16 protein-coding genes are annotated in these 15,621 nt (G+C 43.4%); 15 read left to right on the top strand and 1 reads right to left on the bottom strand.

What is annotated here, in order from left to right; genetic code table 11:
* Positions 1 to 3: 3 nt before the first annotated feature.
* The 11 genes from cpaB (at position 4) to ACFSCZ_RS12840 (ending at position 10,121) form a co-directional block, all read left to right on the top strand.
* Complete coding sequence (gene cpaB, locus ACFSCZ_RS12890) at positions 4 to 894, top strand: Flp pilus assembly protein CpaB (RefSeq protein ID WP_380774364.1); 891 nt, start codon at positions 4 to 6, stop codon at positions 892 to 894.
* A gap of 19 nt (positions 895 to 913) precedes the next feature.
* Positions 914 to 1,702, top strand: coding sequence for a CpaE/TadZ family protein (locus ACFSCZ_RS12885; protein WP_380774362.1), 789 nt, complete (start codon positions 914 to 916; stop codon positions 1,700 to 1,702).
* A 26-nt stretch (positions 1,703 to 1,728) separates the two neighbouring features.
* The gene (locus ACFSCZ_RS12880) at positions 1,729 to 3,153 is read left to right on the top strand and encodes a CpaF family protein (protein WP_380774360.1); all 1,425 of its coding nucleotides are present in this window, start codon (positions 1,729 to 1,731) and stop codon (positions 3,151 to 3,153) included.
* Entirely contained in the window at positions 3,150 to 4,070 is a 921-nt protein-coding gene (locus tag ACFSCZ_RS12875; protein ID WP_380774358.1) for a type II secretion system F family protein, read from the top strand. The genes ACFSCZ_RS12880 and ACFSCZ_RS12875 overlap by 4 nt, the downstream gene beginning before the upstream one ends.
* A 2-nt stretch (positions 4,071 to 4,072) precedes the next feature.
* Positions 4,073 to 4,990 carry a type II secretion system F family protein gene (locus ACFSCZ_RS12870; RefSeq protein ID WP_380774356.1) on the top strand — a complete coding sequence of 306 codons (918 nt, stop codon included), beginning with the start codon at positions 4,073 to 4,075 and terminating at the stop codon, positions 4,988 to 4,990.
* Between the two features lie 124 nt (positions 4,991 to 5,114).
* A complete protein-coding gene (locus ACFSCZ_RS12865; RefSeq protein WP_380774354.1) occupies positions 5,115 to 6,107 on the top strand; it encodes a PstS family phosphate ABC transporter substrate-binding protein in 993 nt (330 codons plus the stop codon).
* Positions 6,108 to 6,174: 67 nt separating this feature from the next.
* Positions 6,175 to 7,122: a phosphate ABC transporter permease subunit PstC gene (gene pstC / locus ACFSCZ_RS12860; RefSeq protein ID WP_380774352.1), complete on the top strand. Its 948-nt coding sequence runs from the start codon at positions 6,175 to 6,177 to the stop codon at positions 7,120 to 7,122.
* A complete protein-coding gene (gene pstA, locus ACFSCZ_RS12855; protein WP_380774350.1) occupies positions 7,123 to 8,001 on the top strand; it encodes a phosphate ABC transporter permease PstA in 879 nt (292 codons plus the stop codon).
* Between the two features lie 18 nt (positions 8,002 to 8,019).
* A complete protein-coding gene (gene pstB / locus ACFSCZ_RS12850) occupies positions 8,020 to 8,835 on the top strand; it encodes a phosphate ABC transporter ATP-binding protein PstB (RefSeq protein ID WP_380774348.1) in 816 nt (271 codons plus the stop codon).
* Between the two features lie 23 nt (positions 8,836 to 8,858).
* Positions 8,859 to 9,518: a phosphate signaling complex protein PhoU gene (phoU, locus tag ACFSCZ_RS12845; protein WP_380774346.1), complete on the top strand. Its 660-nt coding sequence runs from the start codon at positions 8,859 to 8,861 to the stop codon at positions 9,516 to 9,518.
* Positions 9,519 to 9,881: 363 nt separating this feature from the next.
* Complete coding sequence (locus ACFSCZ_RS12840) at positions 9,882 to 10,121, top strand: CsbA family protein (RefSeq protein WP_380774344.1); 240 nt, start codon at positions 9,882 to 9,884, stop codon at positions 10,119 to 10,121.
* A gap of 233 nt (positions 10,122 to 10,354) precedes the next feature.
* Here the strand turns inward: ACFSCZ_RS12840 and ACFSCZ_RS12835 are convergent, their stop codons facing one another.
* Positions 10,355 to 11,221 carry a MurR/RpiR family transcriptional regulator gene (locus ACFSCZ_RS12835; protein ID WP_380774342.1) on the bottom strand — a complete coding sequence of 289 codons (867 nt, stop codon included), beginning with the start codon at positions 11,219 to 11,221 and terminating at the stop codon, positions 10,355 to 10,357.
* A 173-nt stretch (positions 11,222 to 11,394) separates the two neighbouring features.
* Between ACFSCZ_RS12835 and ACFSCZ_RS12830 the strand changes: the two genes are divergently transcribed.
* From ACFSCZ_RS12830 to ACFSCZ_RS12815, 4 genes are read left to right on the top strand one after another with little or no spacing between them, the layout of a single operon-like run.
* A complete protein-coding gene (locus ACFSCZ_RS12830; RefSeq protein ID WP_380774340.1) occupies positions 11,395 to 12,471 on the top strand; it encodes an ornithine cyclodeaminase family protein in 1,077 nt (358 codons plus the stop codon).
* Between the two features lie 26 nt (positions 12,472 to 12,497).
* Positions 12,498 to 14,045 (top strand): L-glutamate gamma-semialdehyde dehydrogenase, encoded by a 1,548-nt coding sequence (locus ACFSCZ_RS12825; protein WP_380774338.1) that lies wholly within the window; start codon positions 12,498 to 12,500, stop codon positions 14,043 to 14,045.
* Positions 14,046 to 14,072: 27 nt separating this feature from the next.
* On the top strand, positions 14,073 to 15,236 hold the full coding sequence (locus tag ACFSCZ_RS12820) for an aromatic ring-hydroxylating oxygenase subunit alpha (RefSeq protein WP_380774336.1): 1,164 nt from the start codon (positions 14,073 to 14,075) through the stop codon (positions 15,234 to 15,236).
* A gap of 57 nt (positions 15,237 to 15,293) precedes the next feature.
* Positions 15,294 to 15,611 carry a Rieske (2Fe-2S) protein gene (locus tag ACFSCZ_RS12815; RefSeq protein WP_380774334.1) on the top strand — a complete coding sequence of 106 codons (318 nt, stop codon included), beginning with the start codon at positions 15,294 to 15,296 and terminating at the stop codon, positions 15,609 to 15,611.
* The last annotated feature ends 10 nt before the right edge of the window (positions 15,612 to 15,621 follow it).

Here is a 15,621-nt window from a genome sequence, read left to right as displayed (position 1 = left end):
GGAATGAAAATGAAAAAAATTTGGATGCTGGCTCTGATTTCCGGCGTAATCACGACTTTTCTCTTTTACCATTTTATGAGCAAAGCATCGGCCGAGCCTAAAGAAGAAACGATCACAGTCATCACAGCGGCTGCTGACATGAAGAAAAATGAAAAAATAACGGAGGAAATGCTGTCCTTATCTGACTTTCCGAAAAGCGCGGAGCTTCCGGGAGCGATCCAGAACAAGGAGGAGATCCTTGGGAAATATACGTCCGCCTCGATTAAACAAGGTGAGATGATTTTGCGCCACCGCATTGAACAGGTAAAAGATGAAGATACGGTTGTATCCAAGAAGGTCAAGCCGGGTTACCGGGCGGTATCCGTTCAAGCGGAATATGTGGAGTCCGTTTCAAACCTGATCGAGCCGGAAGACAAAGTGGATGTGATTGTGAGCAGAGAGACAGGACAAGCAAATAAAATTGATACGGAAATAGTAAAAGAAGAGGTCAGAGTACTTTCCGTCGGCCAGCGGATGATTGAGGCGAATGGAGCGGAAGCCAGAGGAGAGTATCATGCAGTCACGCTTGAAGTGAACAAAGAAGATGCTGTCAAAATCATTAACGAAAGCAGGCAGGGCCATCTCCAGCTCGTCCTGCACAGTAAACGCAGTCAAGAAGCAACAGAAGCTTCTCCAGACAATGCAAACATTATTTCCCTTCCTCACCGTTCCGCAGTCCGTTCAGGTCCGGGTCTAAAGGAGCCCATCCTTTCCATCGTGGATAAGGGAACCGAATTAGACATGACAGGGGAACAGGCAACAGACCAGGAAGAAAGAATCTGGATACAAGTCCGGACAATTGATGGAACTGAAGGATGGATCAGCAGCCGGATCATAAAACTTGAAGACGAATAAAAAAGAGGAGGGATGAGTGATGAACGAGGGAACAGAGGGCATGCGAACAATTGCTGTCTGCCATGCGGCTGGAGGAACAGGTGCAACCTTTTTAACGGTGAACTTGGCTATAGCTTTTGCAAAAAGACAGATTGAAACAGCCATTTTGGATGCGGATTTTCAGTTTGGCGATGTGGCTTTGGCTTTGGATGTGAAACCAGTTTTTACGATAAAGGATTATGTGGAGGGAAAAGATTCAGACAAACTTCCAAGATACTGTTTACGCCATCCATCCGGTATACGGATGCTTGCAGCGCCCTCCAGGCCTGAATTTGCAGACCTGGTGACAGCTAAAGTACTGGATGATACTCTTTCAAGACTGCAATCCATGAGTGAGGTGGTCTTGATCGATACCCCGGCCGGACTCCATAATACAACCCTTCAGGTCGCTGAACAAGCTGATGAAATACTAGTAGTAGCTGCTCCAGGGATGGCTGTTTTAAAAAACACAAAATTGTATATTGAGACGCTGGAAGCACTTGGTATGAAAGAAAAAATAAAACTGGTCATTAATAAGTATTCATCTTCTTCATTGATTCCCTTAAAAGAATGTCCTGAGTTATGCAGCAAGAATCACGCCTATTTCCTTCCATATGAGAAAAAACTGGCATTGCCGTCAGTGGATAACGGAATCCCCTTGTTGGAAAGCCATCCAAAGCTTGAATTTTCTCAGAAGGTGGAACGAATGTCCCATGATCTTGTCAAAATAGAAGCTGTAAATGTTAAGAAGCCTTTGAAAAAGCGGTGGCTGCCCGCTTTTGGAAAGTAAACCCGATGATGGAGGTGAGAGAGTAGATGAATTTGTTGGAGAGGCTTCGTGTGAAAGAACAGGAAGACGTTACACAAGAAAGCAACGTGGAAATTAAGATTCCTGCTGAGCCTCCTGTCGAACTGGAAGTTCAACATCCTGAGATGCCTGCAGAACCTGTGGAGCGGATGCACCCCGTGAAAGTCCAGACGGATGACTATCAGCAGCTGCGCAGCATGGTCTTTAAATATATTTTAAAAGAACGGAAAGATGACGATATTGAAGTCATCATTTCTGATTTGGATGACATTATTAACGATGTGTTAAAGGAAAATGAAAGCTTAAGCCATGTAACGGGACTGGATAGTTTGAAGCGGGAGCTCTCCAACGATTTGACAGGATTGGGTCCAATCAATCCATTGGTCCATGACGAGACGGTTTCTGAAATTATGGTGAACGGTCCCCATCAGATATACGTGGAGCGGAACGGAAAGCTGGAATTAACGAATATCACCTTCCGTGACAATGAGCATGTCATGGCAGTCCTGGAAAAGATTGTGGCACCGCTGGGACGGAGAATTGATGAAAGCAGTCCAATGGTAGATGCGCGGCTGCCTGACGGATCCCGGGTGAACGCAATTATTCCACCGCTTTCCCTCGCAGGTCCCACGATCACGATCAGAAAGTTTGCCAAGGATCCTTTTACTATCCGGGATTTAATTAACTTTGGGACGCTGACGGAAGAAATGGCTGAGTTCATCAAAGCATGTGTGGAATCCAAACTGAATATTTTTGTCAGTGGAGGTACGGGTTCGGGAAAAACAACCACATTAAACGTATTATCTTCCTTCATTTCAAACAAAGACCGGATTGTCACTATTGAAGATGCTGCGGAGCTACAGCTGGGGCAGGAGCATGTGATTTCACTTGAAACACGCCCGCCGAATATTGAAGGGAAGGGACAGGTCACCATCCGGGATCTCGTTCGAAACTCCCTGAGGATGCGTCCGGATCGGATTGTCATTGGCGAGGTCAGAAGCGGAGAGGCCCTGGATATGCTTCAAGCGATGAATACAGGTCATAACGGATCTCTGGCAACCGGTCACTCCAACAGTCCACGTGACATGGTTGCCCGATTGGAAACCATGGTGTTAATGGCGGGAATGGAACTGCCGGTTAAAGCGATTCGGGAGCAAATTGCCGGGGCACTTGATTTGATTATCCAGCAGGCAAGACTAAAGGATGGAACAAGAAGAATTACAAGTATCACAGAAGTTCAGGGTCTTGAAGGAGATGTCATTGTCTTGCAGGATATTTTTACTTTCCGGCAAATGGGCGTGGGACCTGACGGCAAAATTCGGGGAAGTCTCGTACCGACCGGTGTTCGTCCAAAATTTTATGGACAAATGGAGGAACAGGGGATCTATCTGCCGCCATCCATTTTCATTGAAAGAGAGGAGCCGGTCCAATGATGTGGTTTTTTGCAATTTCTATGTTTCTATTTCTTTTTTTTCTGCTTTTAGCTCTATCCTCTTTATTCGGCCGTTCATCAGAAAAGACGGAGTCTGTTCAATTGAAAGACGTGTTGAAAAAAGGGAACTATGCCTTGAAAGGCATGCTGGTTTCAAATAAGAAACCGAGCCCCAAAAAAGATCAAACAGAAGAACAGCTAAACAGCGCAGGAATTCCTATTAAAGCGGAAGAGTTTCTTGCATTTAGAGTTTTCTCTGTGTTCATAGCGGGCGGTCTTCTTTACATTTTATCGGACAGGATCCTCTTTTTTGGGCTGGGAGCGGTGATCGGTTGGATGCTTCCCGGCATTTGGCTAAAGCTTAAAAAAGCAAAGCGAATTAAAAAATTCAATGAAAGTCTGCCGGGTTTCATCTCAGCTGTGACAGGATCCCTGCGAGCCGGATTCAGTTTTCCTCAGGCACTGAAAATGGCAGAAGAAGAATCTCTATCTCCAATGAAAGAGGAATTGGGCATCGTTTTAAAAGCGATGCAATACGGGGCAAGTGTGGAAGAGGCTTTGGTTGATTGGAAAACCAGGATGCAGAGCGAGGAGCTTGAGCTGATGGTTGAGGCAATTCTCATTCAGCGCCAGGTAGGCGGTAACTTGGCATTTTTGCTGGATAAGATTTCAGATACCCTCAGAGAGAGAAAAAAGCTGGACAATGAAGTGAAAACCTTGACAGCTCAGGGGCGGATGTCTGGGGTCATTATTAGTCTGCTGCCCATCATACTTGGGATCTTGATCTTTTTTATGAATCCGGACTACATTTCCACCCTCTTTTCACATCCAATTGGGCGGACGATGCTGGTCATGGCTGTGATTGGGGAAATCATCGGCTATCTTTCCATTAAAAAAATAACCAGGATTGAGGTGTAGAGATGATTTTGCTCAATCTTAGCTTTTTTCTCACCGTAAGCCTTTTTTATCTTCTGTTATTCTCATGGGGACGCCGGAAGAGGGAAGTCATCCACAGGAGGGTCGAGACTTACTTTTATGCCGTCCCGGCAGCCGGCCCGTATGAAAACTTGGGAGACCTGCCCTTTTACGGACGGGTGATTGATCCGCAATGGAAGAAGTTTAAAAAGAGGTTTCAAAAGAAAATCAACCACGAGGAAACGTACAAATTGGAAACAAAGCTGTTGCAGGCCGGACAGCCGTATGGATTCAGTCCGGTAGAGTTTACATTGCTGCAAATGCTTTTGAAGATCCTGCTGCCTGCACTGGTTATATTTGTTGCCATTTTGGCAGGAGTTTCGGCGATGTATATCATCATAGCTGCCATGATCGCTTTTGCAGCGGCTCACATACTTCCCTCTTATTTATTAAAAGTAAAGACCGATCAAAGAAATCAATCTGCCTTGAAAGCACTTCCTGATACGTTAGATTTGCTGACCATTAGTTTGGAAGCAGGCCTTGGATTTGACGGCGCGCTCGGTAAGGTTGTATCCCGCAAGAAAAGTATTTTGACGCAAGAGTTTGGCATATGTCTGGAAGAAATGAGGCTCGGGAAAGTTCGCAGAGAAGCACTTAAAGGCATGAATCAGCGTCTGTCTTTAGAAGAAATGCAGAGCTTTATTCACAGCATCATCCAGGCTGAAAAACTGGGAATCGGCATGGTCTCTGTTTTACGGGTGCAGTCCGGGGATATGCGTGAACACCGTCGTCAAAGGGCAGAAGAAAAAGCAATGAAAGCACCGATTAAAATGCTCTTTCCTCTTGTTCTATTTATCTTTCCAACTTTATTTATCGTATTGCTCGGTCCTGCCATTATTAAATTTATGGAATCCTTTTCGTAAAAAGCCGCCATGGGCGGCTTTTTTCATCTTTACATAATCTTTACATTGCATTTATAGAAAGTTGATAAAGAGAGAGTAATATATTCCTTGAACTGATTACAACAATTTAGGGGGATATCAACGTATGAAATTCAAAACCGCTTTTGCCACAGTCACCTTATCTTCAGCTCTATTATTTGCCGGATGTGGAAATGGTGACGGCAGCACGAACAACAATGCAACAGGAAATGAAAATAGTTCATCCAATACAGAGGAAACTGCTACAGATAAGTTGACAGGTTCTGTTGGGATCGATGGCTCATCGACTGTGTTCCCCATCATGGAGGCTGTATCTGAAGAGTTTGCCATGGAGTATCCTGATGTAAAAGCACCTGTAGGTGTTTCAGGTACGGGCGGCGGATTTAAAAAGTTTATCGCTGGTGAAACGGATATCAGTAATGCTTCCCGACCTATCAAAGAAGAAGAAATACAACTCCTGGAAGAAGAAGGCGTTGAATATACAGAATTTGAAATTGCGTATGACGGTTTATCCGTTGTAGTCAATAAAGATAATGATTTTGTTGACCAACTGACAGTTGACGAATTGAAAAAAATGTGGCTGGAAAGCGGAAATGTTGAAACATGGGCAGATGTCCGTGACGGATGGCCGGAAGAACCGATTACATTCTTCAGCCCTGGTACGGATTCCGGTACGTACGATTACTGGAATGAAGTGATCCTTGAAGAAGAGCAAATGAGAAAAGACGCTACTCTTTCTGAAGATGACAACGTACTTGTTCAAGGCGTAATGGGAGATAAAGGCGGAATTGCATTTTTCGGATACTCCTACTACGCTGAAAATAAAGACAATCTGAAAATCGTTCCAATTGTCAACAGCAAAGGCGAGGCTGTTACTCCTGACAATGACACGATTATGAACGGCGACTATGAGCCGCTTTCCCGTCCGCTGTACTTCTACGTACGCAATGATGCTTTAACGGACAAACCTGAAGTGTATGAATATGTGAAATTTGCGTTGGAAAATGCAGGAACATTGGCTGAAGAAGTTGGATACATCAGCTTGCAAGAGGCAGAATATGAGGAAGCATTAAATAAATTAGAAGAAGTTGCTAAGTAATGAAGCCATAAAAAGAGAGAGGGCCTGTCCCTCTCCTTTTACATGAAATGAGTGAGGAGTTTTCCTGATGGAAATGAAATCGGAAAAAAAATCTGTAGCTGCACTGATAGAAGAAAACAAAAGAAAGTCAAAGTATAAGCAAGGATTAGTTGAAAAATCTGTACCATTATTCCTATTGGTTATGGCCGTTATTTCAGTATTAACTACGATTGGAATTGTTATTACATTACTTGTGGAAACAATTACGTTTTTTGAACGTGTTCATCTGATAGATTTCTTTACTGGGAAAGAGTGGTTTCCTTTCTTTGAAGCAGATCCTCAATACGGGATTGCCCCATTGATTTCCGGCACCCTGCTTGTTGCCGTTATAGCGATGGTTGTGGCAGTACCGATTGGACTGGCAACAGCTATATTTTTAAGTGAGTATGCCAGCGACAAAACAAGAAGAATCCTTAAGCCGATCCTGGAAGTTCTTGCCGGAATTCCAACGATCGTATATGGATTTTTCGCCTTGACGTTTGTAACTCCGGTTTTACAAAAAATTGTGCCTGATTTGAACTTCTTTAATGCCTTAAGCCCGGGCATTGTCGTAGGCATTATGATCATTCCGATGATTGCTTCTCTTTCGGAAGATGCCATGAGTGCCGTACCGAGATCCATGAGAGAAGGGGCATTGGCTCTTGGCTCCACAAAATTGGAAGTATCATTGAAAGTGGTGCTGCCGGCTGCCTTATCAGGGATTGTCGCAGCGTGTGTACTTGGAATCTCCCGTGCTATTGGTGAAACGATGATCGTTACCATTGCAGGTGGCTCTATGCCAAACCTGACGTTTGATCCGACAGAAACGATTCAGACGATGACTGCTTATATTGTACAGGTAAGCTTGGGGGATGCGTCATATGGCTCCACCATTTATTACAGTATTTACGCAGTCGGTATGGCACTGTTCATCTTTACATTAGTGATGAACCTGATTGCCCAATGGATTTCCAAACGCTTCAGGGAGGAATACTAAATGGAACTGATCAATGAAGAAAAAGTGATAAAAAGAACCGCCTCTCGCCTTTTCAAAAATAAGTTATCCAAATGGATCTTTATGCTCGCCACTTCGATTGGATTGATTGTCCTGGCCGTATTGATCTACCGGATACTATCACAGGGGCTCGGTTATTTGAGTATGGACTTCTTTACAAACTATGCTTCGCGAAAACCGGAAGAAGCAGGCATTAATGCCGCTATTTACGGAACGATCTGGATGATGGCCATAACGGGTCCGGTATCTCTTGTTTTAGGGGTAGGATGCGCCATTTACCTTGAATTATATGCAAAGAAAAATGCATTTACACGCTTTATCCAAATGAACATATCCAATTTGGCAGGCGTACCATCCATTGTTTTTGGGCTTTTGGGATTAACTGTTTTTGTACGGTTGATGGAAATGGGGAGAAGTGTTCTTGCCGGAGGATTAACAATGAGCCTCCTGATCCTTCCGATCATTGTAGTCGCTGCACAGGAAGCGATTCGTTCAGTACCCAAGGAATTGCAGGAAGCTTCCTATGGAATGGGAGCAACAAAATGGCAGACCATTCGCCGAGTCATTTTGCCTGCCGCTCTTCCCGGTATTTTGACCGGAGGGATACTGGCTTTATCGCGGGCTGTTGGAGAGACGGCTCCTCTGATCATGATAGGGGCACTGACGTTTGTCGCTTTTGTACCTGAAAATATTTGGTCAGGATTTACGGTTATGCCGATTCAAATATATAACTGGACCAGCCGTCCGCAAGTCGAATTCCATGATGTAGCAGCTGCCGGGATTATCGTCCTGCTGGTCATGCTTCTGATTATGAATTCTATTGCGATTATTATTCGAAATAAATTTTCAAAACGATACTAAATATATGGAGGGTTGACTGTGATCGCAACCATTGAAAGAGAAGAACAAACTGCCGTTGCCGATGTTCAGGAAGAGAAGAAGAGCCATGTTTTCCAATCCAGGCAATTTAACCTTTGGTATGGTGAGAAACAGGCATTAAAAAATATTGACTTTGACATTGCTGAAAATGAGGTAACAGCCATTATCGGTCCGTCGGGATGCGGAAAGTCTACCTTTATTAAATCGCTGAACCGGATGGTAGAACTCGTTCCATCCGTTAAAATGAGCGGTGAACTGTTATATAGAAACAAGAATATTCTTGATCCGAAATATGGGGTGGAAGAACTAAGGACAAAAGTCGGCATGGTGTTCCAAAAACCCAATCCGTTTCCTAAGTCCATTTTTGAGAATGTAGTGTACGGGCCGCGCATACACGGCATCCGTGACAAAAAATTGTTGAATGAAATTGCAGAAAAAAGCCTGAAAGGAGCGGCTCTTTGGGACGAAGTAAAGGACCGCCTCCATGAAAATGCCTATGGTTTATCCGGCGGCCAGCAGCAAAGATTATGTATTGCCAGATGTCTTGCGATCGAGCCGGATGTTATTTTAATGGATGAACCGACTTCCGCACTGGACCCGATCTCAACCTTAAAAGTGGAAGAACTTGTTCAGGAATTAAAAGAACGATACAGTATTGTCATTGTCACGCACAATATGCAGCAGGCAGCCAGAATTTCAGATCGGACTGCATTCTTCCTGAACGGAGAATTGATTGAGTGCAACAATACACCAGATATGTTCTCTCATCCGGATGATAAGAGAACAGAAGACTATATTACAGGCCGGTTTGGCTAAAAGGTAAATAAGGGGGATGTCTGATGGCAGTCCGGAACCAATTTGATGAGCAGCTGCAAAGCTTGCATCATCAATTGCTCAGAATGGGAATGCTTGTGGAAGAAGCAGTACACCAGGCAGTTAAATCACTGGTTGATAAAGATATTAAACTGGCCGGAAAGGTCATAGATGGCGACAAAGAGATCAATGATGCAGAAATGGATATTGAGCAAAAGTGCTTTACACTTATTGCACTGCAGCAGCCTGTAGGCGGAGATCTCCGGAGAATTGCGACAGCTTTGAAAATCTCCACCGATTTGGAACGGATTGCTGACCATGCGGTGAGCATTGCCAAAACAACTATCCGGCTGAAGGATGAAATTTATGCCAAGCCGCTCATTGATATTCCTCAAATGGCCAACATTGTAAAAGGGATGGTCCGGGACGCGCTGGATGCTTATATTCATCTGGACCATCAAGAGGCCAATCAGGTTGCCGAGCGCGATGATAAAGTAGACACGTTGTTTAAAGAAATCTTTACAGAAATGATCGATTTGATGAACAGTGATTCTTCGGTCATCCAACAAGCGACCCATCTACTGCTGATCGCCCAGTATTTAGAGCGGATCGGAGATTATGTGACCAACATATGTGAATGGATCGTCTATATGAAAACCGGAAAGAAAGTAGAACTGAATCAGTAAAAACTAGGGCTTTTTCCTTTGGGGGAAAGTCCTTTTTATTTCTCATCAGCCATAGTTCTTGCTACAATTTTTTCATAAGACCTAATGAATAGACATATTGGACGTTTGTTCTGGTTGCACCAACATATATATTCCGTTTTATTGGATAAATCAGAACCCACCGTTTCGATATAGGTTTTGAATACCAGCTGAAAGTTGCTTTGAAAGAATAAACACAACACCTTCGAAAATAGAGAAACGGCAAGAATCATTAGAGTATTGTCAGTGATCAAAGAAAATAATGTAGAAGAAGAGGCTTGCACTTTCCTTCTATTTCAGGAAGACTTATAAATAAAATGTCAATACTTATACGGAGGGTTTGCAATGATCGATAAAGTAATATCCGCTATTTTTTTGCCGGCCCTCATGATGATCTTTTTTTCTCGGGTCACATACAGCCGATTGGTTTCCTTTCTCTTAGTAGTTGCTCTGATTATCGTATCGGCCTATAACGGCTATCTGCATAAATGGTGGCTGATCATCATCGAGGCAGCCTCTCTTACCATCGGGCTCTTTATTGTAAATCAAATCAATCAAAATAGAAAAAAGAAGGACACTTCGTGACCAGGCGGGAAGCCTGGGGAAGAAGTGTCTGCAGAAATGCTCACCCATACTATTGATGCCTGCCATGAATCCCATTGGCAAGCATGTACCCAAACGGTTAAGAGCAATAAACATGGATGATGTGTTGTTTGCCGGCACTGCTGCCAAGGGAAACTTCGTTATTCCAGTCACCCTATTATTTCCTCAGATTCTATAAAACCCTTCTTAAGGGTCAAACCCTTCTTCAAATCCTCCTAGAAAGTGAATGGCTTAGTTATATTCTTTTGTTCCAGTATGCTGCTCAATTTCTGTAAGTGTGCGACCGAGGAATCGGATGTTTGTCTTCCCAGCTCAATAATCAGCGATTCAATGATAAATAGTGTGGGCATAACCGAGTATTGCTTTTTACTGGGAAATGTATTCAGCGTAATGGTAGCATTCGATGATGCCTCCGAAGACAAATGATCCGTAACCAGAATGACCGGGTGCCCATTTTCTTTACAAAATTCCACTGCGTCAACGCCAATATGTGTCGAGGGGGAGTTATCAATCACCAGGAGAACATCCCCCTGTTGAAACCGCAGGATAGCATCAAAAATAAATTCATTATCAAAACTTAGCTGCCTTATATTAGGCAGGAACTCACTCAGCAAATATCCCAAATATAATGCCAGCGCTTTATTCGATCTCACACCAAATAAGTGAATTGTATTAGCTTTTAGCAGGAGGTTAATGGCGGAATTAAAGTTTGTCAACAACGTTGGTGTTAGAGTCTGATCCAATAAATGCTTACTTTCTTGAAAGTTTTCATTTAAAATGTGCTCCTCGTTGTTTTTCTGGATAAAAGATTCTTTTAAGTGCCACCAGGCGTCTTTCGGTATACCTACGGATTTGTCTAAGAGTTCTTTTTTTACTTCAGAATAACTGTCATAGCCGAGATTTTTAACCAACCTCATTACTGTAGTAGTACCGACATTTGCTGCTTCTGCTAATTCTGCAATCGTTAAAACACCAACCGCTTGAATGTTTTCAATCATAAAATTGCATAGTAGTTCCTGTTTTTTTGGCAGGGTTCCCCTGGCTTTTAGAAGTAAATCAAGAAAGTTTTTATGGTTTGTCATAAAGCGAAACTCCTTGTAAATATGATTCCTTATTATAACAAATTTCTGTTTTATTTTTTAAAAAGGAAAAATTATTCCTTTTTTATAAAATATTAGTTGACTTTATTCCTTTTTCAGTATATTGTGTTTATAGCGGTAAATTAAAAATTAAAAATTCTTTAGGAGGTTGTCTTATGGCTAAACAAGAAACAGCAACAATCTACAGTGAGGGACAGAAAAATAAAGAAGTTAACGTTACATGGTTATCGCAGGAAGAGTGTATCGCCGGAGGTGCTCAAGATATGGATATGATTCTTGAGTATGTCGAGAAAGTGAACAAATGGCTTGCAGAAGGGAAAGTTGTAGAACCGGAACTGCTCCATCTTCTTTGGGAGGAAGGAGAATATTCCGGTAAGAGGATTGGAGTTCATGCTGCGTTGATCCGGTCTGAAGAGATGCGTGTAGCCGCCGTCAAAGGAATTCCGAGTAACCCAATGAATCCTATTAACCATCAAACACCCAGATCCAACGGAATGATTATTTTATATAACGAAGATACCGGTTATCCCTTCGCAGTCATGGATGACACAATTGTAAGTGCTCTCAGAACGGGTGCATCCAGTGCCCTTGGAGCAAAATATTGTGCAAGACCAGATTCAAAGATTTTAGGTTTAGTAGGATGCGGAGTAATTCAAAATGCACATATAGAAGCCACATCCAAAGTGATGAAACAGATTGAAACGGTTCGCCTTTATGATATGAACAAAGAAAAAGCAGAAGCTTTTGCTGCCAAGTGGGCGCATTTAGGCTATAAATTTGAAATCTGCAGCGATATTGAAGAGGCAGTAGCACAGTCTGATATCGTATATACAGCCACCAATGTGAATTTGGGCGAGGAATATATTCCGAAAGAGTGGATTAAAAAAGGATCGTTCCATTCCGGCGTTTCCATGTGGGATCATCAGCACGAAGCAATTCTCGAAGGGTTTAATAAATACTGCATGGATTACAAGCTGAGATTAAAAGATGATAAGTATCCTTTATCCGAATTAACCAAAGCCGGAAAGCTGGATCCGGAAGACATTGTGGAACTTGGTGAAGTGATCCGCGGAAGCAGACCGTGCAGAGAAAGTGAAGATGACAGCGTCTTCTTTGTAACACTGGGAATATGTGCAACCGATACAGCGAACAGCTACAGAATTTATAAAAATGCAAAAGAAAAAGGGTTGGGAACCGAAGTTAAATTATGGTCAAATCCTGCCATGTTTTAATGGTTGGATGAAAGGAGGAGTCAAAAATGTCACTGGCACCATTTAAGAATGCTCCTTCCACAGATTGGAAGACAGAAGAGAACAAAGCAGCTTTAAACAGAGAACTGGGTAAGGTCAAAGAACAGTTTTCATCCCGTTATCCTCTGATAATATCCGGTGAAGAGATCTATACGGAAAAGGAACTGACTTCCATTAATCCTAGTAACCATCGTGAAGTCATCGGATATGTAAGCCAGGCCAATCAAGAACATATAGACACGGCAATGGACGCCGCAAAGAAGGCCTATGGATCCTGGAGCCAATATACATTCCGGCAAAGAGCGCTCTTTCTTCTTAAATTAGGAACTATTTTCCGAAAAAGAAAAATGGAGTTAATGGCATGGCTCATATTTGAATCAGGAAAAAATGCTGAGGAAGCCGAGGGAGAGGTTAATGAGGCTATTGACTTCTTGGAAATGTATGCCCGTCACGCCATAGAGCTTGAAAAAGAAGCACAACTGGTCCCGATGGATGGAGGAGAAAACAGAATGATCTATCTCCCACTGGGAGTGGGAGTGATCATTCCTCCCTGGAATTTCCCCTTGGCCATATTGACTGGATTAACGGTGTCTGCTGCAGTGACAGGCAATGCTGTCTTATTAAAACCGTCTTCTGCTACACCAGTGACAGCCGCCAAATTTATGCAGCTTATAGCGGAAGCCGGCTTTCCTCCCGGAGTGATCAACTTTGTACCGGGTCCTTCCGGAGAAATCGGCGATTATATGGTTATGCATAAAGATGTCAATTTCATCTCGTTTACCGGGTCTAAAGAAGCGGGCCTGCATATTGATGAACTTTCGCATAAGCGGATTCCGGGACAGCGCTGGATTAAACGAATGGTAGGAGAAATGGGCGGAAAAGGCGGAATTGTAGTAGATGAAACAGCAGATCTCGATGCTGCTGCCGATGGGATTGTCGCATCGGCGTTCGGCTATCAGGGACAGAAGTGCTCAGCCGGTTCCAGGGCGATCATCCATGAAGAGGTGTACGGCCAGCTCGTTCAAAAAATACTGGAAAGAACGAAAAAGCTTACTTTGGGACCTTCTGTAGAAGGGACCGATCTTGGACCGGTGATTGATGAAAAGGCATTCAAAAAAATTACTGAGTATATCGAAATTGGAAAGCAGGAAGCAGATCTCATCTGGGGCGGGAAGTCTGACAAAACGGAAGGATACTTTATTGAACCGGCTGTCTTTATCGAAGCATCCCCCCATTCAACGATTATGAAAGAAGAAATTTTCGGACCGGTTCTGGCAGTTTGCAAGGTTTCAAGTTTTGAAGAAGGAATCAGAGTATACAACGATACGGAGTATGGATTGACAGGAGCTTTTTATTCCAGGAAGCGGGATCGGCTTGACTATGCGTCCCGACATATGGTGTGCGGTAATTTGTTTTTAAACAGCAAGTGTACAGGAGCTGTAGTTGGAGTACAGCCATTTGGGGGGTACTATATGTCCGGTACAGGCTCGAAGATTGGAACTTTGGAATTCTTGCAAAACTTCGTACAGCCGAAGACAATCTCTGAAGTTTTATAAAAACGTCTGATAGAGGAGGAATGAATGATGTCAGTAAAAGTGATTGAAGGCGGATATCCGGAACACGCAACATTTGAAAGAACATTTCCTGGAAAGGCTTATACAGATCCGGAGTTTTTTCAAAAAGAACTTGATCATATATGGTTCAAAACCTGGCTTTGTGCCGGAAGGGCCGAGGAAATTCCCAAAACAGGAGATTTCCTGACTGTCGAAATAGCCGGCGAAAGCCTGATCATCATCCGTGCCCAGGACGGGTCAATCAATACGTTTTACAACGTTTGCCGCCATAGAGGGTCCCGGTTATGTGAGGCTGATAACGGAAACTTCTCCAAAGGATATTTGACATGCCATTATCACAGCTGGATGTATGACGGAAAGACCGGAGACTTAATCAATGCGCCCAATATTCCAAATGATGATCAAGACTTCGTTAAGGAAGATCGCTCGCTGAAGAAGATTAAAACGGAAGTCTGGGACGGATATATTTGGATCAACCTGGATGAAAATGCAGAATCATTAAAGGATGCTTTTGCGTTGCCGGAATCTTGGGCCTTATATAATCAATACAATATGAAAAATTTGAAACTGGGAAAGAAAAAAACATATAAAGTAGCAGCCAACTGGAAGCTCATCATGGAGAATGCCGCGGAGTGCTATCACTGTTCAAATATTCATCCGGAGTTAAGCCGAACAACACCACCGAGCAGATCAAGGGTGAAGGTGGATGAAAAAATACCGGAGACAGAGGTAGTCAAGCATACAGGCGGAATGGATCTCAGACCGGGATTTGAACGTATCAACATTGATGGAAAAGTATATCGCCCGCCATTTCCTGGATTGCCTGAAGAAGAAATCAACAAGATTTATTACCTTCATATTTATCCGCATTTATATATAGGCATGTCAGCCGACTATGTTTTCATGGCAACCATTTTTCCGGTTACGCCTGAAGAATCTATTGTACAAGGATACTGGCTGTTTGACCCTGAGGAACTGGAAAAAGACGATGCGTACATCCAAGATGCCGTTGATTTCTGGGATGTAACGAGTTTGCAGGACTGGGAGGCCGCAGAATTGGCCCATGAAGGCAATAAGTCCAGGACGTACGAGAACGGAGGCATCCTTACACCTGCCGAATGGAGAGTAACTGCTTTTAAGAAATATGTTGAGTCTAAAGTCAATGGGAATTGACCCTCTCACACAACGCCTGCGATGGACATGAACTTATGAGAGTGGAGGGATATGGATATGAAAGATGTGGCGAACTATCAATTTCTAATGGATGCTGATTCCCTGGAAGAGGAAGAGCCTCAGGAGGTTGTGATAGACAACCAGATCATTCTTGTAGCCAAAGTGGATGGCGTGGCTTATGCAGTTGACGGGATTTGCAGCCATGCATACGCAGAGTTAGTTGACGGTGACCTGGACGGTCACTGTCTAACCTGCCCATTGCATTTTGCCTGCTTTGATATCCGGACGGGCGCGGCTGTCGAAGGACCTACGGACGCACCTTTGAAAACCTATCAAGTGAAGGAAGAAAATGGACAGCTATGGATTAAATTATAGCAGGAGGAGG

The organism is Siminovitchia sediminis, from assembly GCF_042680885.1.
GTDB lineage: Bacteria > Bacillota > Bacilli > Bacillales > Bacillaceae_C > Siminovitchia > Siminovitchia sediminis.
The sequence above is the reverse complement of the archived record's forward strand: the minus strand, read 5'-3'. Positions and strand labels throughout refer to the sequence as shown.

Bases quoted from the DNA above. Each gene is read 5' to 3' on its own strand.
- ACFSCZ_RS12825 (WP_380774338.1), top strand. From the start codon at position 12,498: ATGTCACTGGCACCATTTAAGAATGCTCCTTCCACAGATTGGAAGACA.
- ACFSCZ_RS12820 (WP_380774336.1), top strand. From the start codon at position 14,073: ATGTCAGTAAAAGTGATTGAAGGCGGATATCCGGAACACGCAACATTT.
- phoU (WP_380774346.1), top strand. From the start codon at position 8,859: ATGGCAGTCCGGAACCAATTTGATGAGCAGCTGCAAAGCTTGCATCAT.
- ACFSCZ_RS12870 (WP_380774356.1), top strand. From the start codon at position 4,073: ATGATTTTGCTCAATCTTAGCTTTTTTCTCACCGTAAGCCTTTTTTAT.
- ACFSCZ_RS12835 (WP_380774342.1), bottom strand. From the start codon at position 11,221: ATGACAAACCATAAAAACTTTCTTGATTTACTTCTAAAAGCCAGGGGA.
- ACFSCZ_RS12840 (WP_380774344.1), top strand. From the start codon at position 9,882: ATGATCGATAAAGTAATATCCGCTATTTTTTTGCCGGCCCTCATGATG.
- ACFSCZ_RS12865 (WP_380774354.1), top strand. From the start codon at position 5,115: ATGAAATTCAAAACCGCTTTTGCCACAGTCACCTTATCTTCAGCTCTA.
- ACFSCZ_RS12880 (WP_380774360.1), top strand. From the start codon at position 1,729: ATGAATTTGTTGGAGAGGCTTCGTGTGAAAGAACAGGAAGACGTTACA.
- ACFSCZ_RS12815 (WP_380774334.1), top strand. From the start codon at position 15,294: ATGAAAGATGTGGCGAACTATCAATTTCTAATGGATGCTGATTCCCTG.
- pstC (WP_380774352.1), top strand. From the start codon at position 6,175: ATGGAAATGAAATCGGAAAAAAAATCTGTAGCTGCACTGATAGAAGAA.
- ACFSCZ_RS12885 (WP_380774362.1), top strand. From the start codon at position 914: ATGAACGAGGGAACAGAGGGCATGCGAACAATTGCTGTCTGCCATGCG.
- ACFSCZ_RS12875 (WP_380774358.1), top strand. From the start codon at position 3,150: ATGATGTGGTTTTTTGCAATTTCTATGTTTCTATTTCTTTTTTTTCTG.
- cpaB (WP_380774364.1), top strand. From the start codon at position 4: ATGAAAATGAAAAAAATTTGGATGCTGGCTCTGATTTCCGGCGTAATC.
- pstA (WP_380774350.1), top strand. From the start codon at position 7,123: ATGGAACTGATCAATGAAGAAAAAGTGATAAAAAGAACCGCCTCTCGC.
- ACFSCZ_RS12830 (WP_380774340.1), top strand. From the start codon at position 11,395: ATGGCTAAACAAGAAACAGCAACAATCTACAGTGAGGGACAGAAAAAT.